The sequence below is a fragment of the Tumidithrix elongata BACA0141 genome, assembly GCF_036349135.1.
Lineage (GTDB): Bacteria > Cyanobacteriota > Cyanobacteriia > Pseudanabaenales > Pseudanabaenaceae > Tumidithrix > Tumidithrix elongata.
Map to the genome: position 1 here is coordinate 25,426 of NZ_JAZBJZ010000033.1, position 19,614 is coordinate 45,039.

Annotated in this window: 16 protein-coding genes; 8 read left to right on the forward strand and 8 right to left on the reverse strand. The window is 48.0% G+C overall.

The annotated features are described in order from the left end of the window. Window positions 1-11: 11 nt before the first annotated feature. Window positions 12-1,688: a NuoF family protein gene (locus V2H45_RS10335; protein WP_330483560.1), complete on the reverse strand. Its 1,677-nt coding sequence runs from the start codon at window positions 1,686-1,688 to the stop codon at window positions 12-14. Window positions 1,689-1,709: 21 nt separating this feature from the next. Further along, window positions 1,710-2,246 (reverse strand): bidirectional hydrogenase complex protein HoxE, encoded by a 537-nt coding sequence (hoxE, locus tag V2H45_RS10340; protein ID WP_330483561.1) that lies wholly within the window; start codon window positions 2,244-2,246, stop codon window positions 1,710-1,712. A 936-nt stretch (window positions 2,247-3,182) separates the two neighbouring features. On the opposite strand from hoxE, the gene nifJ reads away from it, so the two are divergent. From nifJ to hypB, 5 genes are read left to right on the forward strand one after another with little or no spacing between them, the layout of a single operon-like run. Beyond that, window positions 3,183-6,773 (forward strand): pyruvate:ferredoxin (flavodoxin) oxidoreductase, encoded by a 3,591-nt coding sequence (gene nifJ, locus V2H45_RS10345; protein WP_330483562.1) that lies wholly within the window; start codon window positions 3,183-3,185, stop codon window positions 6,771-6,773. 59 nt (window positions 6,774-6,832) lie between these two features. Beyond that, the gene (locus V2H45_RS10350; RefSeq protein WP_330483563.1) at window positions 6,833-7,852 is read left to right on the forward strand and encodes a dihydroorotate dehydrogenase-like protein; all 1,020 of its coding nucleotides are present in this window, start codon (window positions 6,833-6,835) and stop codon (window positions 7,850-7,852) included. 40 nt (window positions 7,853-7,892) lie between these two features. After that, window positions 7,893-9,098: an ATP-dependent 6-phosphofructokinase gene (locus V2H45_RS10355; RefSeq protein WP_330483564.1), complete on the forward strand. Its 1,206-nt coding sequence runs from the start codon at window positions 7,893-7,895 to the stop codon at window positions 9,096-9,098. Between the two features lie 12 nt (window positions 9,099-9,110). Then, on the forward strand, window positions 9,111-9,452 hold the full coding sequence (hypA, locus tag V2H45_RS10360) for a hydrogenase maturation nickel metallochaperone HypA (RefSeq protein ID WP_330483565.1): 342 nt from the start codon (window positions 9,111-9,113) through the stop codon (window positions 9,450-9,452). Window positions 9,453-9,455: 3 nt separating this feature from the next. Continuing rightward, on the forward strand, window positions 9,456-10,292 hold the full coding sequence (hypB, locus tag V2H45_RS10365; protein ID WP_330483566.1) for a hydrogenase nickel incorporation protein HypB: 837 nt from the start codon (window positions 9,456-9,458) through the stop codon (window positions 10,290-10,292). Between the two features lie 240 nt (window positions 10,293-10,532). On the opposite strand, the gene V2H45_RS10370 is transcribed toward hypB, so the two are convergent. Then, window positions 10,533-12,002 (reverse strand): type IV pilus twitching motility protein PilT, encoded by a 1,470-nt coding sequence (locus V2H45_RS10370; RefSeq protein ID WP_330483567.1) that lies wholly within the window; start codon window positions 12,000-12,002, stop codon window positions 10,533-10,535. 115 nt (window positions 12,003-12,117) lie between these two features. Here V2H45_RS10370 and map point away from each other — a divergent pair, with 115 nt between their 5' ends. Beyond that, entirely contained in the window at window positions 12,118-12,975 is an 858-nt protein-coding gene (gene map / locus V2H45_RS10375; RefSeq protein ID WP_330483568.1) for a type I methionyl aminopeptidase, read from the forward strand. Window positions 12,976-13,007: 32 nt separating this feature from the next. On the opposite strand, the gene V2H45_RS10380 is transcribed toward map, so the two are convergent. Further along, window positions 13,008-13,442: a hypothetical protein gene (locus V2H45_RS10380; RefSeq protein ID WP_330483569.1), complete on the reverse strand. Its 435-nt coding sequence runs from the start codon at window positions 13,440-13,442 to the stop codon at window positions 13,008-13,010. A gap of 158 nt (window positions 13,443-13,600) precedes the next feature. Between V2H45_RS10380 and V2H45_RS10385 the strand changes: the two genes are divergently transcribed. Next, the gene (locus tag V2H45_RS10385; RefSeq protein ID WP_330483570.1) at window positions 13,601-14,404 is read left to right on the forward strand and encodes a DevA family ABC transporter ATP-binding protein; all 804 of its coding nucleotides are present in this window, start codon (window positions 13,601-13,603) and stop codon (window positions 14,402-14,404) included. A 126-nt stretch (window positions 14,405-14,530) separates the two neighbouring features. Here the strand turns inward: V2H45_RS10385 and V2H45_RS10390 are convergent, their stop codons facing one another. Continuing rightward, window positions 14,531-15,844: a DEAD/DEAH box helicase gene (locus V2H45_RS10390; RefSeq protein WP_330483571.1), complete on the reverse strand. Its 1,314-nt coding sequence runs from the start codon at window positions 15,842-15,844 to the stop codon at window positions 14,531-14,533. 276 nt (window positions 15,845-16,120) lie between these two features. Here V2H45_RS10390 and V2H45_RS10395 point away from each other — a divergent pair, with 276 nt between their 5' ends. Further along, window positions 16,121-16,792 (forward strand): Coq4 family protein, encoded by a 672-nt coding sequence (locus V2H45_RS10395; protein WP_330483572.1) that lies wholly within the window; start codon window positions 16,121-16,123, stop codon window positions 16,790-16,792. 70 nt (window positions 16,793-16,862) lie between these two features. Here V2H45_RS10395 and V2H45_RS10400 read toward each other — a convergent pair whose 3' ends face one another. The 3 genes from V2H45_RS10400 to V2H45_RS10410 are packed head-to-tail and all read right to left on the reverse strand — an operon-like array spanning window position 16,863 to window position 19,550. After that, window positions 16,863-17,444, reverse strand: a complete 582-nt coding sequence (locus tag V2H45_RS10400; RefSeq protein WP_330483573.1) for a TetR/AcrR family transcriptional regulator — start codon at window positions 17,442-17,444, stop codon at window positions 16,863-16,865. A 45-nt stretch (window positions 17,445-17,489) separates the two neighbouring features. After that, window positions 17,490-18,272, reverse strand: a complete 783-nt coding sequence (locus V2H45_RS10405; protein WP_330483574.1) for an ABC transporter permease — start codon at window positions 18,270-18,272, stop codon at window positions 17,490-17,492. 15 nt (window positions 18,273-18,287) lie between these two features. Beyond that, window positions 18,288-19,550 carry an ABC transporter substrate-binding protein gene (locus tag V2H45_RS10410; RefSeq protein ID WP_330483575.1) on the reverse strand — a complete coding sequence of 421 codons (1,263 nt, stop codon included), beginning with the start codon at window positions 19,548-19,550 and terminating at the stop codon, window positions 18,288-18,290. Window positions 19,551-19,614 lie beyond the last annotated feature (64 nt).

Below are 19,614 nucleotides of genomic sequence, written 5' to 3' on the forward strand. Positions count from 1 at the left end.
ATCGATGTAAGCTAAATAGCTGCGTCCGAATTCAAAACGTTCGTCGGCTGGTTACTCTGCGAACCATTCTGAGAACCGTTCTGAGAACCCTTCTCAGAACTATTTAGAAGCAGCTTTAGATAATCCTCTCGAAAATAGCGCAGCGTGCTCAGGATGGGATTGGGAGCACTCATGCCCAACCCGCACAGGCTTGTATCTTTCACCATATAACAGATCGCTTCTAGATTTTCTAAATCTTTTAGGGTTGCTTGTTTTTTCAAGATTTTGGTTAAAAGTTGATGCATTTGTACCGTGCCAGCACGGCAAGGAATGCACTTACCACAGGACTCATCGCGACAGAACTCCATATAGAAGTGCGCGACATCCACCATATTCGTCGCATCATCGATCGCGATCATACCACCAGAACCCATCATCGTTCCCAGCGCCACCAGAGATTCATAGGACACGGGAGTATCTAAAGCATCGCCTGGAATGCAGCCACCAGAGGGCCCGCCAGTTTGAATGGCTTTAATCGTCCCTCCGTCAGGTACGCCTCCACCCATGTCTTCGACAATCTGTCTGACAGGAGTCCCCATGGGAACTTCAATCAATCCTGTATTTTTGATTTTGCCCGTAAGTGCAAAGACCTTGGTTCCTTTGCTCTTATCCACGCCAATATCTGCAAACCAATCAGCGCCATGACGGATAATGGGTGTGATGTTGGCAAAGGTTTCCACGTTATTGATTAAAGTGGGATTTCCCCAGAGTCCAGACTCAGCGGGATAGGGAGGGCGAGGCCGAGGAGTTCCCCTGCCACCTTCTACGGAAGCAATTAAGGCTGTCTCTTCACCGCACACAAAGGCTCCAGCCCCCAAGCGAATGTCAATGCGAAAATCAAAGGGTGAGTCAAAAATTTGCGATCCCAATAAGCCCAATCGTTTTGCCTGCTGGATTCCCTTTTGCAAGCGCTGGATGGCAATGGGATATTCAGCCCGCACGTAGATATAGCCTTGATTGGCACCGATCGCATAGCCTGCGATCGCCATGCCTTCCAGTACCCGATGGGGATCGCTTTCTAGAACGCTGCGATCCATAAAGGCGCCTGGATCGCCCTCATCGGCATTACAAACGACAAATTTCTGTTCGCTAGGCATTTTGGCAACGGTTGCCCACTTAAGCCCTGTGGGATAACCGCCCCCACCTCTGCCGCGCAGACCGCTACGGGTGATTTCATTGATGACATCTTGCGGTGTCATCTCGTGCAGCGTGTGGTATAGCTGTTGGTATCCTCCCACGGCAATATAGGATTCAACCCGCATCGGATCGATTTTGCCGTTGTGTTCCAACACAATCCGCATCTGGCGAGCAAAGAAGGGGTGTTCGAGATCGCCTTGGGCAGCAGTGGCTTCCCCCCCTGCAAGCGCATCTACAATCGATGGTGCATCTTCAGCCGTCACCCTTTCGTAAAGAATGTTAGCGGGATCGATCGCCACCAATGGACCTCGACCGCAAAATCCCATACAGCCAACACTTTGCACTTCTACTCTGCCTTCCATTCCCCGTGCTTTTACAGTTTCTTGCAAACGTTCGACCGCTACAAGAGAATTGGAGGCTTGACAGCTACTGGAAGTACAACAGCGAATGCGAATATCCTTCTGATGCTCTCGTTCGTTTTTAGCAATTTCTAGCAGTTCAGCTAAATCCATTGTTTTTTCCTCTCTCTTGGATCACTCACGGTTGCCCAGACAATCTTGCATTGTTGCCATCAGAGACTCTGGCGTTTGCTTGCCATGTACATGTCCGTCAATCACTGTTGCTGGCGCAATGCCACAAGCACCAATACAACGGGCTGTCATCAGGGATACTTTGCGATCGGCAGTGGTTTCGCCCGAATGAATGCCAATTTCCTGCTCGATCGCTTCTAGCAGAGCATTCGCACCCTTCACATAGCAGGTCGTGCCCAGACAAACAACACAGGTATGTTCTCCCTGTGGCTTGAGGGAAAAGAGATGATAGAAGGTAGCAACCCCATAGACTCGGCTCAAGGGTAACTTCAGCCCTCGGGCGATATAAACTAGCACCTCTTCTTCCAAGTAGCCGAATGTTTCCTGAGCTTGATGCAAGACTTCGATCAGGGCATCTTGGCGATAGTGATTGCGCTTCATGGCTAGATCGAGCGTCTTGAAGCGTCGAATGCAGCTTGGATTTTCTGAAGACGACTTGTTTTCTGATTTTGGTTTCGTCGTAGTACCTGAAGATGGCATGGCTACTTTCCTCTATGCGATTTCCTCTATGCGATTTCCTTTATGCGAACCAATAATGTTGGAATCTTTTAACCTGCGCGTAAAACCCCTGGATTTACATTTCCCTAATCGGAAAGAAAGCAATTATTTGCTAATTCTCAAAAGTAAAAATATATAAATGGATCTATATCCTAGATATTTCCTACCTTATTTAATTATTAGATCGAATTGTGTTTTTGCAGCAATTAAAAGGTTAATTTTTTTGTATTTCCAAACTCTTTAACGTAATTTAACCTCCGCTTAGGTGTCCTTTTTATATAAATCGCCTTAATGCTCGCCTTAATATTTATTGACTTTATTAAATTTCCCTAGATTTCCAAAATAGAATTCCAAGATATTAGACGAAAAAAGTGAGTAAACAAAAGAAATTACGTGAATTTTTTAGAAGTTCATGCTAAGTCCATAGCCCCTCACTAGCTTTTCTACCTATACCAATCCTAGATTTAATGCACTCGTAGGGACAATTCATGAAGAATTGTCCCTACGAGTCTCCTGAATCAGGCACGATCGCCATATAAGTCCCAAAACAGGATGAATCCCTGGGAATAGATAATTAAATTTTTGCAGTTTTATTCCTATTTTAATCCATCAAATTTGAGATTTTATCTATGAATAAAACAATCCGTTAAGGCTTTAATAAAACAACAAATCTGTTGTTTTAGTATTCTTGTAAACCAATGTTTAGAGATGCAACTATCGGATAATTTCCCTGTTAAGCTATCAATAGAGAAAGATAGGTTTTTAAACGAAATCAAAGCTCGCGATCCATTCGTCAATCTCAAATCGCCTAGGTTCTTTGAGGAATCTTTGAGGAATTAGGCTAAGGGAATTCCAAGATTGGTTACTAGGAGCGCAAGTGAATTAGATCTATCTGGTAATTCGTTGAGGATTGCATCTATGAGTAGTAAAAACTACGCGACGTTGGATGGGAATGAGGCGGTTGCCCGTGTTGCTTACGCTCTGAATGAAGTTATTGCAATTTATCCGATCACACCAGCGACACCCATGGGGGAATGGGCAGATGCTTGGTCTGCGGAGGGAAAAGCGAACCTCTGGGGAACTGTACCCATCGTCGTGGAAATGCAAAGCGAAGGGGGCGTTGCGGGTGCGGTGCATGGCGCATTACAGGCGGGTTCCTTGACTACTACCTTTACCTCATCGCAGGGATTGTTACTGACGATCCCCAACCTTTATAAGATTGCAGGCGAACTCACGAGTGCGGTGATCCATGTGGCAGCGCGATCGCTGGCTGCACAGGGACTCTCAATTTTTGGGGATCACAGTGATGTCATGGCAGTGCGGGCTACGGGTTTTGCCCAACTCTGTTCTGCTTCCGTGCAAGAAGCCCAGGATTTCGCCGCGATCGCCCAAGCGGCTACCTTAGAATCGCGCATTCCCTTTATGCACTTTTTCGATGGCTTTCGCACCTCTCACGAGATTCAAAAGGTAGAGCTACTGTCGGCAGAACATTTGCGCGACCTGCTGGAAGATCAGTGGATGCTTGCCCATCGGGCGCGATCGCTGAGTCCCGACCGACCCGTGTTGCGTGGCACTGCCCAAAACCCCGATGTCTACTTCCAAGCAAGGGAATCCGTTAATTCCTATTACAATGCCTGTCCAGCGATCGTGCAAAAGGTGATGGATCGATTGGGGGACTTAACAGGGCGTTATTACCGCATTTTTGATTATTATGGCGCAGTGGATGCCGATCGCATTCTAATTCTGATGGGATCGGGCTGCGAAGCTGCCAGTGAAACCGTAGATGCGCTGAATGCCCGTGGCGAAAAAGTCGGCATCCTCAAGGTGCGCCTCTATCGTCCGTTCGATGTCGAACGGTTCATTGCTGCCCTACCCAAGACGGTCAAGCAAATTGCCGTGCTCGATCGCACCAAAGAGCCGGGATCAGCGGGCGAACCGCTTTATCTCGATGTTGTGACGGCATGCCACGAAGCTTGGGATGGCGAGATGCCCAAAATTGTCGGCGGTCGTTACGGGCTCTCGTCGAAGGAATTTACACCTGCAATGATTAAGAGCATCTTTGACAATCTCGCGCAAACCAAACCAAAGAACCACTTCACGGTAGGAATTAACGACGACCTCACCCAGACCTCTCTAACCTACGATTCCAGTTTCTCTACGGAGCCGATCGATGTGGTACGCGCCATGTTCTATGGCTTGGGTTCCGACGGGACAGTGGGAGCGAATAAGAATTCCATCGAGATTATTGGTGAAGAAACGGATAATTATGCCCAAGGTTACTTTGTCTATGACTCCAAGAAATCGGGTTCGATTACGGTTTCCCATTTGCGGTTTGGGCCCAATCCCATTCGCTCCACCTACCTGATCGATCGCGCCAATTTTATCGGCTGCCACCAATGGAATTTTCTGGAATGGCTGGATGTGCTGCAATTCGCTGCCATCGGTGCGACTTTCCTGATCAATAGTCCCTACCCAGTGGCAGAGATTTGGGATCGCCTACCGATCGCGGTACAGGAACAAATTATACGGAAATATATCAAGGTCTACGCGATCGATGCCAACGCGATCGCGCGCAATAACGGCATGGGGGCGCGGATCAATACAGTAATGCAGACCTGTTTCTTTGCCCTGTCAGGGGTGCTGCCCCGCGAAGAAGCGATCGCCAAAATCAAACAGAGAATCGAAAAAACCTATGGCAAAAAAGGGGCGGAAATCGTGCGGATGAATATCCAAGCGGTCGATAACACGCTAGAGAATTTACACGAGATGCTCGTACCTGCCACAGTTACCAGTACGATTGCAATGCGATCGCCCGTCCCAGCCAATGCCCCTGCCTTCGTGCAGGACGTGCTGGGTAAGATGATTTCCCGTCGCGGCGACGAACTGCCCGTCAGCGCCCTACCTGTCGATGGAACCTATCCTACGGGTACGGCGAAGTGGGAAAAACGCAACATTGCTCAGGAAATCCCCGCCTGGGATCCAGAGGTCTGCATCCAGTGCGGCAAATGTGTCATGGTCTGCCCCCACGGGGTAATTCGCGGCAAAGCCTACGAACCAACGGCACTAACCGATGCACCGCTTACATTTAAATCCGCCGATGCCAAGGATCGTGATTTTGAGGGACAGAAGTTCACGATTCAGGTTGCGCCTGAAGACTGTACGGGTTGCGGTATCTGCGTCGATGTCTGTCCCGCCAAGAATAAATCTATGCCTTCGCGCAAAGCGATTAACATGGAGCCGCAGTTACCCCTGAGAGAACAAGAGCGCGATAATTGGAACTTCTTCTTGAATTTGCCCAACCCCGATCGCCGCGATTTAAAACTTCATCTCGTGCGACAACAGCAACTAGAGGAACCTCTATTTGAATTCTCTGGAGCCTGCGCTGGTTGTGGCGAAACGCCCTATATCAAACTCGTGACGCAATTATTTGGCGATCGCATGTTGGTTGCTAATGCCACGGGTTGTTCTTCGATCTATGGTGGCAGCTTACCGACCACGCCTTGGTCGCAAAACGCCGAGGGACGCGGGCCCGCTTGGTCGAATAGCCTGTTTGAAGACAATGCCGAATTTGGTCTGGGCTTTCGCCTATCTCTGGACAAACAAGCCACCTATGCGGCTGAGTTATTACAGGAACTCAGGGATGTGGTGGGAGACGAACTCGCCACTGTCATTCTGCAGGCAGAGCAACACTCCGAAGCGGATATCTGGTCGCAACGGGAAAGGGTTACGCAACTCAAGCAGCGTCTAGAAGCATTAAAGGCTATCGATAATGCTTCGCCTCATCTATCCAAAATTCAAACCCTCCAATCCCTAGCGGACTACCTCGTGAAAAAGAGCGTCTGGATTATCGGTGGAGACGGCTGGGCCTATGACATCGGTTTCGGCGGACTCGATCACGTCCTATCCAGCGGTCGCAACGTCAACATTCTGGTTTTGGATACGGAAGTCTACTCCAATACGGGCGGACAATCTTCTAAATCCACACCCCGCGCTGCTGTCGCCAAATTTGCGTCGGGTGGCAAACCCTCCCCTAAAAAGGATTTAGGTCTAATCGCCATGTCCTACGGTAATGTCTATGTCGCCAGCGTTGCCATGGGAGCCAAGGACGAACATACCCTGAAAGCATTCCTCGAAGCCGAAGCCTACGATGGTCCCTCGCTGATTATTGCCTACAGCCATTGCATCGCCCACGGCATCAACATGCAAACCGCCATGACCCATCAAAAAGCCATTGTCGAGAGCGGACGCTGGCTGCTCTACCGCTATAACCCCGCGCTCAAAGTCGAAGGTAAAAATCCCCTACACCTCGATTCGGGATCGCCGAAAAAGACCGTGGGAGAATCGATGTATGCCGAAAATCGCTTCAAGATGCTTACCAAGAGCAAACCAACCGAAGCCAAGCGTCTACTGCAATCGGCTCAGGAAGATGTCAACCTACGGCGCAAAATGTACGAGTACCTGGCCAACCAGCATCAAGACGAGTCTGAAATACCCACGCCAAAATCATGATGCAGTAAGGAATCTGCCCGATCCAAATAGACCCGACTACCACTCACCATTGACGCATTATGGATCTTACGACCACCTATCTCGGCTTAAACTTGCGATCGCCTCTCGTACCCTCTGCTGCCACACCTCTGAGCGAAGACATCGATAACATCAGGCGGATGGAAGATGCAGGGGCAGCAGCAATCGTCCTCCATTCCCTCTTTGAGGAACAACTGGTACAGGAGAAATTTGAACTGCACCATCACCTCACCTATGGTACGGAAAGCTTTGCCGAATCCCTCACCTATTTCCCCGAACCAGAGGCATTTCATGTTGGGTCAGAACTATATCTAGACCACATTCGCAAAGCGAAGGAAGCCGTAAACATTCCCATTATTGCCAGCCTCAATGGCTATACGCCGGGGGGCTGGGTGGAATACGCCCAGTTAATGCAGCAGGCTGGTGCCGATGCGATCGAACTAAATGTGTACTACGTGCCTACCGATCCCAATGTCACTGGTGCAGAGGTGGAACAAAACTACATCAATATCCTGCGCGATGTCAAAGCAGAAGTTACGATTCCCGTGGCGATCAAACTGAGTCCATTCTTTAGCAATATGGCAAATATGGCAAAGCGCTTGGACGATGCTGGGGCTGATGCGCTAGTTCTGTTCAACCGTTTCTACCAACCAGATATCGATATTGACAATCTCGAAGTTTATCCCCATTTAGTACTGAGTACGCCCAGTGCCACACGCCTACCCATGCGCTGGATTGCCATCCTTTACGGACGCATTCAGGCTGACTTGGCGGCTACAGGTGGGATTCAGCGAGGTCAGGATGCGCTCAAAATGCTGATGGCAGGCGCGAAGGTGACACAGCTTTGCTCGACTCTCTTACGTCATGGCATCGAGCATATTCGCGAGATCGAACAAGAGATCGTGCATTGGATGGAAGAACATGAATATGTATCCATTCAACAAATGCAGGGAAGTATGAGTCAGATCAACTGTCCCGATGAAAGTGCCTTCGAGCGGGCGCAGTACATGAAGGTAATTCAAAGTTACTCAAGCGATCGCGCGATGACTTCAGTGCGTTAATTCGACAACCTAAAAATGCACATTTGCAATGGGAAAAACTATGACGGTCACTCCAAAAACGAATAACCACAAACCCAAACGCATTGGCATTCTCACCAGTGGCGGTGATTGCCCCGGTCTCAACGCTGTAATTCGCGCTGTGGTTAAGGTTGCCACCTTTAAATATGGTTGGGAAGTCTATGGAATTCCCTATGGCACTGACGGTTTCATCGAGTTATTGCTTGGCAAGCGTCAACCTGAAGAATTGCGGATTAATGAGCATGGCTACGATATTCCAGGATTGGTGCAGGGTTTAGATATCCTTCATTTCTTGAGCGGTAGCGTACTGGGTTCAGTCAGTAAAGGCGATCCCGCTCAACATGCCGATGAGATTCTGCAAGGCTATGAGAAATTGGGCTTGAACGCACTGATCGTGATGGGAGGGGATGGTAGTATCGAGATTTTAGAGAAATTATCGCGTCAAGCCAACGAGCAAGGAAGCTCTTGGAACTGGGTCGCAGTCCCCAAAACCATTGATAACGACGTTCCCTATACCGAAGTTTCCGTGGGATTCGATACGGCGGTCAATCGTGTTACCCAAGCCCTTTACGATCTCACCTTTACCGCTGCCAGCCACGATCGCGTCATGGTCGTTCAGGTCATGGGTCGAGATTCGGGTTATTTGGCGATGGAATCGGGAATTGCGGGGGGCGCAGATGCAATTTTAATTCCCGAAGTGACGCCTATCCTCGACGAACAGGTGATGAAGGGAATTTGCCGTCATATTGCGAAGTTGCGCCGATACGGTCGGCGGTTTGCCCTAATCGTCGTCGCAGAGGGTGTCAAAAATCTTCTCGGAAAAAAGGAGCATTACATTGGTGACTATTTAGCCAACCAAATTCAGGAATATAGCAACAAGCTTTGCACTACAGGCGATCCTGATTACTGCAACTTGGATAAGGTCGATACGCGCGTGACCACCCTCGGACACCTACAGCGAGCTGGTACGCCTACCTCGACCGATCGCTTGCTGGCAACTGCTTTTGGAAGAGAGGCTGTGGAGTTAATTGCCAATGGCAACTTCAACCAAATGGTAATTTGGCAAAATGGAAGGGTAAGTAGCGTGCCGATCAGTCACGTGATCGAGCAGATTGAGAAAGCTCGTAAAGAGAAAGTTGCCCCCTCACGCGTCGATCCGCAGGGCTTTTTGGTGCGTACAGCTCGCGACATTGGCATTTATGTTGGAGAAGTCGATCTAGCTTCTTAAGTCCCTAAACCCATGCACGAACTCAGCCTAATGGAATCGATGTTAGAAATTGCCCTAGAGTCCGCTCGCGATCGCGGCGCGCAGAAAATTCACCAGATCGATTTGCGCGTGGGAGCGCTATCGGGCGTAGTTCCCGAAGCGTTAGAATTTGCCTTTGATGCCTGCACCCAGAATACGATCGCCGCAGGTGCGAATCTCAAGATAGAATTGATATCAGCCCTATGTCATTGCGAGAATTGCGATCGCGAGTTTTCGCCGCCCGATATCATCTATGACTGTCCTAATTGCGGCAAAATTAGCAGCAAACTGTTGCAAGGGCGAGAACTCCAGCTAACTTCGATAGAGGTATCTTAAATTATGTGTACGAACTGTGGATGTAGCGATGTCGGAGAGTTTACGGTGCATAGCAAGAATGGAGAACACGAGCACCATCACAGTCACGATTTGGTAAATCACGATCGCGATTCCGATCGCCACCATCACCACCATGAAGCAACGGTTTCGACCGCCCATCACGATAATCATCGCCACATCGAGATCGCGCAATCCATTTTGTCTAAAAACGAACGATTGGCAGAGCGCAATCGCGGTTTTTTTATGGCGAAAGGGCTGCTGGTCTTGAACGTACTCTCTTCTCCCGGCTCTGGGAAAACAGCCTTCATCGAACGGATGTTGGAGGATCTGGGTAAAAGTATTCCTACTGCTGTAATTGTGGGCGATCTGGCAACGGATAACGATGCCCAACGGCTTCGTCGTGCGGGGGCGGAAGCCATTCAAATTACGACGGGTGATGCTTGCCATCTGGAAGCAGAGATGGTCAGTCGTGCTGTCCAAAAATTAGATCTCGATGGTATTAAAGTGTTGGCGATCGAGAACGTCGGTAATCTTGTCTGCCCTGCCGCCTACGACCTAGGTGAAGATTTGCGCGTAGTTCTTTTCTCCGTGACAGAAGGAGAAGATAAACCACTCAAATATCACACTATGTTTAAAATTGCCGATGTGGTAATCGTCAACAAAATCGATATTGCCGCAGCCGTAGGCTTCGATCGCGAGACGGCTCTTAGGAATATCCAACAAGTTGCCCCTCAAGCACAGATCCTTGAGGTTTCTGCTCGGACAGGTGAGGGCATGGAAGCTTGGTATGATTTTCTCAGGACGCGACTGCCTCTGTTTAACGCTAGTAAATTTTTTTGAGCAAACCTTTTCGTAAAAGTTCATGGGGCTTGCTGCGCGATCGCACGAGTCCATAGGAACGATCGCAGTTTATCTGTGAGCTTCGTCACCTAACAAATTCGTAAAAACGATGATACTAAATTCACTAGCGACGTATCTACAAATACGTAACCCGCAAGATTGCTCTTGCGGGTTTTTTATATGAATTGAAGATTCAATTCCCTTCCCTTACTAAGGGAAGGGATAGGTGGGGTATCGCCTTTACATCCGACCGCGTAGCATTTGAGCCATTTCGTTCGGTTTTGGAGAATTCTCCACGGCTGTTTCTTCGGTAATACGACCATCCTCATAGAGCTTATAGAGCGACTGGTTCATGTTACACATACCCTCATAGGTACACTTGGGAATAATTGCCTCAACTTCATCAACTTCACCTCGCTTGATAAAGTCTCTAATCGCATCCGTATTGACCATGATTTCATGGACAGCCGCTCGCTTTCCATCCGTCGTACGTACGAGAGACTGAGCGATAACCGCAACCAATGATTCCGCAACTTGAATCCTCATCGGACCTTGCTCGTCAGGGTTATATAGGTTCAAAATCCGTTCAATCGTCTTTACCGCACTGTTGGTGTGTAGCGTTCCAAATACTAAGTGACCCGTTTGTGCTGCTTTAAGTGCAGTATTGACCGTGTCGCGATCGCGCATTTCTCCAATCAGAATGATATCTGGATCTTCCCGAAGAGAGGCTTTAAGCGCATTATCGAACTTATGCGTATGAATGCCTACTTCCCGTTGCTTGATCAGTGCCTTTTTACTTTGATGGACAAATTCAATCGGATCCTCAATTGAAATGACGTGCTTGGGCATTTCTGCATTGATAAAATCAATCATTGCCGCCATGGTTGTCGATTTACCCGATCCCGTTGGTCCGGTAACCAAAATCAGCCCTTTATGGGTGTAGCACAATTCACGAAATACCTCAGGCAAGCCCAGTTGATCGATCGTCAAAATCTTTAAAGGGATCAACCGCAATACCATCGCGGGGCCTCTCAGAGAGTCAAACACATTGATCCGACAACGGGCAAATTCATACTGGGTTGCACCGTCAAACTCCAAGGTATCTCTAAATTGCAGAATCTGCTTTTCATCCATGATCTCAGTCAACCATGAATTAAAAGTGGGCAGATCGGGCACAGGATATTGCTCTTGAACTACGATCAAACCTCGGCTGCGAAATCTTACCGATTCGTTAACACCTAAGTGCAAGTCAGAACAGCCTTGTTCGTATGCATCTTTAACAAGGTGAGCCAATGTAGGTTGTCCGCTCCCACGTTGTAATAGCATTGGAGACCCAACCCCTGGAACCGAAGGTGGAGGGCCTGGACGGATCGGGGGGCGAGGATTTGGCGGTGGTGGAACGCTGGTAAGCTGTGTATCGTTGGCAGGTGGTGGAGTTCTTTGCTGTGACGCGGTTGTAGCAGGAGATCTTTGTGCTTGCTGTTGTGCTGCCGCCGCAGGAGGGGGGGGAGCAGGAGATCTTTGTGCTTGTTGTTGTGCCGCCGCCGCTGAAGGTGGTGGCGCAGGAGGTCTTTGTCCTTGCACTTGCTGTTGTGCCGCCGCCGCAGGAGGTGGAGGAGGGGGGGAAGGATTAGCACGGGCTGGGATTCCACCACCTGCGCCAGCACGAGGTGGGGGTGGTGGTACAGGGGGCATACCCGATTGAGTCATACATCTACCTCGCTATTAGGCAATTTCTGCCAATATACCCAAAAATAACCTATCCTATTACTGCATAGGCTACAAATATATTAGCTGTTGTAGATCATAATCCCTCAAAAATTGCATGAATATTCTTAGTGCACTGCGATCGCAGTCTGGCGCTTCCAGAGATAAAGCAAAGAAAGCCAACCAAGAGCAGTCTCGCCCTTCGACCTCTAAAGGAATTGAGATTAAATCAAAGCGAGAGTTGGAGATCATGCGAGAGTCCGCTCGAATTGTGGCGATCGTGCTCAAAGAAATTTCTGAGATCGTTACCCCTGGCATGACTACAAAGGATCTGGATGTCCATGCCGAAAAGCGGATTCGAGAAATGGGTGCTGTGCCTAGCTTTAAGGGCTATCATGGGTTCCCAGCTACACTCTGTGTCAGCATTAACAATGAGGTCGTGCATGGCATTCCCAGTGCTAAGCGGGTGGTGAAGGCAGGGGATTTGATTAAGGTAGATGTCGGTGCTTACCAAAATGGCTTTCATGGCGATTCATGTATTTCGATCGCTGTGCCACCAGTTAGTGACAAAGCTGCAAAATTAATGCGCGTGGCTGAAGAGGCTCTCTATAAGGGAATCGAGCAAGTCAAAGCGGGGAATTATTTAATGGATGTGGCGGGGGCGATCGAAGATCATGTCAAATCCAATGGCTTTAGCATTGTAGAAGATTTTACCGGGCATGGTGTTGGTCGCAATTTGCACGAAGATCCTTCGGTATTTAACTTCCGCACGCACCAACTGCCTAACGTCAAGCTCAGACCGGGAATGACCTTGGCGATTGAGCCAATTGTTAATGCTGGCTCTAAGACGGTACGCATTCTCTCAGACAAGTGGACGGCTGTAACCGTTGACAATCAACTCTCCGCTCAGTACGAGCATACGGTGTTGGTGACTGAGACAGGTTATGAAATTTTTACAGATCGGACGAAGGTTTAATATCTAGCACTTAGCACTGAGCGCATTTCTCGCTAAGTGCTAGCAGGCGATCGCTTTTCTAGTAGGCGATCGCAAATGTTATTTAAGTATCTTGTCGTTTTAACAGGTTTGCGGGGAGGAATCGTTTCTAGGTTTGGCCATAGTCTCATGGTGGAGCAAGGGCATGCAGAGATCTCTCTTGCACCCATGTCGAGACAGGCTACGGGCAAACTACAGCGGGCGCATTCCACCAATTCCCACTTATTGCTTAATAGATCTTGAATGGTTTCTTCTGTGCCTTCTAGATAGGCTTCATTTGCCTTGGTCGTACTAATTTCAGACCAGAGCGATTCAAATTCTTGGGCATACTTTTCGCCCTCAATCACCTTACGGATACCTACGGCTCTGTTTTCACTCTGTAGCCATACTTTCTTACCTACTTGCATCCATTGGGCAAGATAATCTTTCACAACATTGTAGGTAGCCATAGGATCCACTTAAAATTCTTGCTTATACGATCAATATAATTCAGTTTTATCGTAGAGAATCTGCATAAATTCTGGTAGTTTTGTCATAATCTTAAGCAAAACCTTGACGATTAGTTTTTGGTTTCTAAGTTGAAGCTTCCCCAAACCATATGCTTGACATGAATTCTGCAACGTCTGAGATCCAGTCTAGAGTTAATCAGCCGCAGTCAGCATTACAGCCATCTGTGCAAGTTAGTAACCTCAACTATTACTTTGGTGAGGGCGATCTTAAAAAGCAAGTCCTATTTAATATCAATCTCGATCTATATCCAGGGCAAATTGTAATTATGACTGGGCCTTCGGGGTCGGGTAAAACCACTTTATTGACCCTGATCGGTGCTTTGCGGACAATCCATGAAGGTAGTCTTAAGGTGCTTGGTCAAGAGACCATTGGCATGAATAAGAAGCAATTGGTTAAGGTGAGAAAAAATATTGGTTTTATCTTTCAAGCGCACAACCTGTTTTATTCTTTAACCGCCCGCCAGAATGTGCTCATGTCCACAGATCTGTTCCCAAAACAGTTTTCTCCGCAGACTAATGCTTCAAAACAGGCGGCAGAAATCTTGACAAGTTTGGGGTTAGGCGAGCGCATCGACTACAAGCCTCATGCTCTATCAGGTGGACAAAAGCAACGGGTCGCGATCGCGCGCGCCTTAGTCAACAAACCCAAACTAATTTTGGCGGACGAACCCACAGCGGCTTTAGATAGACAATCAGGACGAGATGTCGTTACCTTGATGCAGAAACTTGCCAAAGAGCATGGCATTACGATTTTGATGGTGACGCACGATAATCGCATCATTGATGTCGCCGATCGCATCATCAATTTGGTGGATGGCAATCTCGACTCAGATAGCGAACTAAATACGCTACTTGTCAGTGGCGATCGCACTGCACTCAACAAGCGCACCTTGATGCTTTAAATTTAATTCTTCTGCCTCAAGAATGAAACAGCCCTGCCTTGAAAAAAGGGGGGCTGGGGGGATCGCAACCTTTGCTGCTAAGGAATTGATTCGCAATATCCAACAATTCTTAACCCGAACTCACGTTCAAATACTGAAATTTGCTGCATTTCGTCCAGTTTGGACTTTTTTCGGTGGATTGGGGGATTTTCTTGGTGTTTGGGACGACTTACCTCTAGGATTATCGATTCTCTGACCGTAGCGATGCTTTTGTTTATGCTGTCCGTTCTCAATCGGCTGAGGCTTAGCGCTTTGGTCGGGTTCAAAGCCTTCAACGATCTCTTGGGGCAGCGATCGCCCGATTAATTTCTCGATATCTACGAGCAGTTTGCGCTCATCTACGCAGACCAGCGACATGGCTTCTCCCTTAAGCCCAGCACGTCCCGTGCGTCCGATGCGATGCACGTAATCTTCAGGCACATTGGGCAGATCGAAGTTAACCACATGGAGCAATTCGCTAATATCAAGACCGCGAGCGGCAATATCCGTTGCCACCAATACCTGTAAGCTGCCATCCTTAAACTTTGCTAGAGCGCGAACCCGCGCTGCCTGACTCTTATTTCCGTGAATCGCTAAAGAGGGAATATCATCTTGGGTTAATTGCTTAACCAAGCGATCGGCTCCATGTTTGGTGCGCGTAAACACTAAGACCTGATACCAGCGTTGCTCCTTAATCAAGTAAGAGAGCAATTCGCGTTTTTTCTCGCGATCGACGGGGTAAACCTTTTGCGTTACCAAATCAGGGGTGGCATTTTGAGGAGAGACATCGACGATCGCAGGTTGATTGAGCAATCCGCTAGCGAATGCCTTGATCTCGGGCGAGAAGGTTGCCGAAAACAGCAGATTTTGCCGCCGTTTGGGCAATAGTGCCAAGATTTTTTGAATATCGCGAATAAAGCCCATGTCTAACATGCGATCGGCTTCATCTAAGACCAAAATCTCAACATGGGATAAATCGACTCTGCCTTGTTGAATGTGGTCTAGTAGCCGTCCTGGTGTAGCAACCAAAATATCCACACCGCTCTTCAGTCGTTGAATTTGAGGATTGATATTGACGCCACCATAGACCACCATTGAGTTCAGCTTTAAATATTTGCCATACTCGCGTACGCTCTCTTCGACCTGAAGTGCAAGCTCGCGGGTCGGTGTCAAAATCAGCGATCGGATTGCTGGTTTGAGCTTTGGACCTTCACGGTGGTTTCTATGCTTGGATAGCTGATGCAAAATGGGTAACGTAAAGCCAGCCGTCTTGCCAGTGCCCGTTTGAGCCGCAGCAAGCAAATCTCTACCTGAAAGCACAACAGGGATTGCCTGTAATTGAATTGGGGTGGGGGTTGTATAGCCACATGCTGAAACGGCACGGACAATTTCGTTCGATAAGCCGAGGGCAGAAAAAGACATGAAACTCCAAAATTTTGTATCGGTCTGTCGCAGTTGGCTCAACCAGTGTCGGTCGCATAGTGACGAGAGGCGACAGTACCACCAAGACTGAAAGAAGGCCGTCCCCAGTATAGCAAGCTTACAGGATGGTCATTTTTTGGGGCGTATTTTCTCAACTCAGGGGTTTCTATAGCAGATCGTAGCTTCTGTTCCTGCGCATGTGTCCTAGAATTATTGATTATTGAAAATGGTATGATGCCCTTCCAAAATCCCTACTTCTTACTACCTTACAAAACAATGGCATTTGGAAACTTGCGGCATAACCTTGACTTTCTTTCTACCCTAAAAGGGGTTGTAGCTTTGTTACGAGATCCCAATCAAACTGAATCTGTTTATGATATAGAAGATGGGCTGCGACACATCAAAGCTACAGAATTAGCCGTTGAGTTTGTCAAATCTAAACCTGGTGTAGCAGAACTCTTTCAAGAGCGTTACTTAGCTCCATCAGTCAACATAGAAGCATTGCTACAGCTACCTCAAGAGTCTCTCGGACATGCTTATGCTTCTTACATAAAAGATTCTGGCTTCGATCCAAACTTCTTTCGTCCCCTTAAGGTCGAAGATGATGCTAGCTATTTTCTCTTGCGTATGCGACAAACCCATGACATCTGGCATATTGTGGCGGGATTTGGAACTGATGTATTTGGAGAATTGGGATTAAAGGCATTTGAACTAGCCCAGACCCACCGTACAATGTCGGCAGTGTTGATTGCAGGCGGACTTCTCAGCACGTTATTCAAGCATCCCGAAGAACTAGATAATTTACTGAACCAGATTGCGATCGGCTATAGGCTAGGGACAAAAGCAAAACCCTTTTTAGCAAAAAAATGGGAAGAAAATTGGGAGAGACCTTTGCTAGAGTGGCGGCAAGAGTTAGGGGTGGAACCAGCTAAAGAATATGTCCCTTAAAGCAAAGATAAAATCCGCTGTAACAAAGGAGTTCATCACAACCATACAACTACCAACCGTTTGTGGTGCGTTAGTTTCGTAGCGACGATCTTAAGAGATCGCGACATCCATCTAGACAATGCTGCAAGCGTTCTGGATTGTTGTATAAACGCCCAAGCAGTAAAGCTCCCTCGATCGCACTGAGCAGTTGCTGAGCAAGGCGACTGGGATCGACCTTGGATTTGAGTTGCGAACTACCCACGCGTAGCAATCGCTCTATTTCCTGCTGCCATTCATCAAAAACCTCGATCAAGTGCGGACGAAAGCTGGAATTATGCTCCACTAACTCCACAATCAAATTACCAAGAAAACATCCTGCACAGGGTTGTTCGGCTTGATGGATTTTTTCGAGTTGGTCAATCATCGCAAAAAGCTGGGCGATTGCATCGGGCTGAGCGATCCCAAATAGTGATGACTTGAGTTTCTGCCACTTAAAGTCGATCAGGGCATGACCCAACTCATCCTTAGAGCGAAAATAATTGTAGAAGCTGCCCGACGAAACCCCACTACTGGACAATAATTCCTTCAACCCTGTGGAATGAAAGCCTTGACGGTGAACCAAATCAATTACGTTATAGAGAACATCTTCACGAGTCCGTTTAATATTCACCATAAATGTCAAGCTTTCCTGTAGCGAGGTCTTTATCTAATTACGAATCTAATTGCGATGAGTCCATTGTTGGTAAGCAAACCGTAGCACACTATCTAAGCCATAGCCAATCAGTCCAATAATTAAAATTACCGCAACGAGTTCTGAATAGGATAAGCGATCGCGGGTATCGAGAATGTAATAGCCTAAGCCTGCACTCACGCCCAACATTTCCGCTGGAACTAACACCAACCAAATAATCCCGATCGCTAAACGTACGCCCGTGAGCAAATGGGGAATAATCGCGGGAACGATCACTTGAGTCAGCGTTTCCCATCGCGTCGCACAAAGACTATGGGACAGTAATAGCCATCGCTGATTTACGGCAAGTACCCCTGCGGATGCGTTTAACACGAGAGGCCACACCGCTGCGATCGACAACAGGAAATATACAGGCAGATCGCCAATCCCCAAAACCATGACCGCCACAGGCATCCAAGACAGGGGCGAAATCATCCGAATAAATTGGAATAGCGCCGAAGTGGTTTCCTCTAAGGGACGCGATATTCCCACCATGATTCCTAAAGGCACGCCCACAGCGATCGCTACGGTCAATCCCACAAATACTCGCCTCAGACTCGTGAGAATATGGGGAGCGATCGTGCCTTTACTAAATAATTGGACTAAAGCCACAAAGGTACGTTCTGGGGAAAAATCAACCAGCGTCGGATCGCTATGCCAGAGCGGTGTTGTCCACAACCACCACAGCAACGTGGCGACCGCTAGACCCAAGAGAGGTAAAGGTACCCTAACCCGAAATGTAGATTTTGTCAGCTTGAGTGTGGAGGACATAAAAAGCAAAAAGGTTTAAATGGATATGGTTTCTAGGCGAGAGAAGTCTTCTTTGAGCCCAAAGGCTTTCAAACCACCCACCTGTTGCAAAGCTTTCTTCACAAAGGAATCATCGACTAAATCCTTAGCAACTTCCTTAGGATCGAGGTTTTGTAAAAAGGCAGTATCTCCTTCCACTTGGGTGTCTTTCAATAAACGCACCAGTTCTTCGGTATAGGATGGGAAGGGATAGGGCTGAAAATCGATGCGGTTAATGTTCCAATCTGGGTGCTTAATCGCCCCTTGTTTGCTATAGAAGTCTTTTTCGTAATACGTGAGGGTGCGTTTGAGCGCAGGTACTGGATGGGGTGTATATTTCCCAGATCCTTCCTTCGAGAGAATCTGTGCTGTTTCTTCACGATTGTCGCGAATCCATAGCTGCGCCTTGACGATCGCATTCACTACCTTTTGCGACCATTCCTGACGCTGCGTCGTATCTTCCTCATGCAGAGCGATAACGCAGCAAGCATGATCTTTCCAGACATCACCTGTAAATCGCAGGATTTTACCTGTCTTGAGATTCTCGGCAGCGGCATTAAATGGTTCGGCGACAATATAACCACCAATGGACTTATTCGCTAATGCCGATACCATGTCAGAAGGAGGCAGTACCACGAGATTTACTTCATCGGGTGCGATCGCTGCATCCTGAGCTTTGCGCGTGATTTTTAAGCCCTCTTGCTTGAGTACCTGTTGCAGAACTACGTTATGAATGGAATACCAAAAGGGAACCGCAATGGTACGTCCACCGAGATTCTTTACCGTTTCAATTTCTGGTAATACGGTGAGTGCAGAACCATTGGTATGATTCCAAGCGACCACTTTGGCAGGGAATTTACGTCCGTAGCGCAGCGATATGGTAATTGGTGATAACACGTGCACGACATTGACCTGACGGGCGAGAAATGCTTCCACTACCTGCGCCCAAGAACGGAATAGACGCGGAGCTTCGGTGGTTAATCCTTCTGCCTCGTAGAGTTTTCTAGCATGAGCAATCAACAGGGGAGAGGCATCGGTAATTGGTAAATAGCCGATCTTTACAGCTTGGTCGCTGCTACTGGAATTCGCAGGGCTGGCGGAAACCTTAGTAGAAATGGGAGTAGAACTCGTAGGGGGCGGGTCAGATTGACATCCACCTGCGGCTAAAGTGATGCCTAAGGAAGTCGAGAATAAACCAGTCAGCTTCAAAAAGTCTCGCCGACTCATACCGCAGCAATCACAAATATTATTCCAAGTCATCGTTAATCTCCTAACCTGAATAATTCATCAGGGAGAGAAAGTGGAGAAAAAAAAGAGCCTAAAA

Excerpts from the sequence above, each read along its gene's own strand:
- V2H45_RS10395 (WP_330483572.1), top strand. The coding sequence starts at position 16,121 with ATGGCATTTGGAAACTTGCGGCATAACCTTGACTTTCTTTCTACCCTA.
- V2H45_RS10405 (WP_330483574.1), bottom strand. The coding sequence starts at position 18,272 with ATGTCCTCCACACTCAAGCTGACAAAATCTACATTTCGGGTTAGGGTA.
- V2H45_RS10350 (WP_330483563.1), top strand. The coding sequence starts at position 6,833 with ATGGATCTTACGACCACCTATCTCGGCTTAAACTTGCGATCGCCTCTC.
- V2H45_RS10380 (WP_330483569.1), bottom strand. The coding sequence starts at position 13,442 with ATGGCTACCTACAATGTTGTGAAAGATTATCTTGCCCAATGGATGCAA.
- hypA (WP_330483565.1), top strand. The coding sequence starts at position 9,111 with ATGCACGAACTCAGCCTAATGGAATCGATGTTAGAAATTGCCCTAGAG.
- V2H45_RS10410 (WP_330483575.1), bottom strand. The coding sequence starts at position 19,550 with ATGACTTGGAATAATATTTGTGATTGCTGCGGTATGAGTCGGCGAGAC.
- map (WP_330483568.1), top strand. The coding sequence starts at position 12,118 with ATGAATATTCTTAGTGCACTGCGATCGCAGTCTGGCGCTTCCAGAGAT.
- V2H45_RS10335 (WP_330483560.1), bottom strand. The coding sequence starts at position 1,688 with ATGGATTTAGCTGAACTGCTAGAAATTGCTAAAAACGAACGAGAGCAT.
- V2H45_RS10385 (WP_330483570.1), top strand. The coding sequence starts at position 13,601 with ATGAATTCTGCAACGTCTGAGATCCAGTCTAGAGTTAATCAGCCGCAG.
- hypB (WP_330483566.1), top strand. The coding sequence starts at position 9,456 with ATGTGTACGAACTGTGGATGTAGCGATGTCGGAGAGTTTACGGTGCAT.
- hoxE (WP_330483561.1), bottom strand. The coding sequence starts at position 2,246 with ATGCCATCTTCAGGTACTACGACGAAACCAAAATCAGAAAACAAGTCG.
- nifJ (WP_330483562.1), top strand. The coding sequence starts at position 3,183 with ATGAGTAGTAAAAACTACGCGACGTTGGATGGGAATGAGGCGGTTGCC.
- V2H45_RS10355 (WP_330483564.1), top strand. The coding sequence starts at position 7,893 with ATGACGGTCACTCCAAAAACGAATAACCACAAACCCAAACGCATTGGC.
- V2H45_RS10390 (WP_330483571.1), bottom strand. The coding sequence starts at position 15,844 with ATGTCTTTTTCTGCCCTCGGCTTATCGAACGAAATTGTCCGTGCCGTT.
- V2H45_RS10370 (WP_330483567.1), bottom strand. The coding sequence starts at position 12,002 with ATGACTCAATCGGGTATGCCCCCTGTACCACCACCCCCACCTCGTGCT.
- V2H45_RS10400 (WP_330483573.1), bottom strand. The coding sequence starts at position 17,444 with ATGGTGAATATTAAACGGACTCGTGAAGATGTTCTCTATAACGTAATT.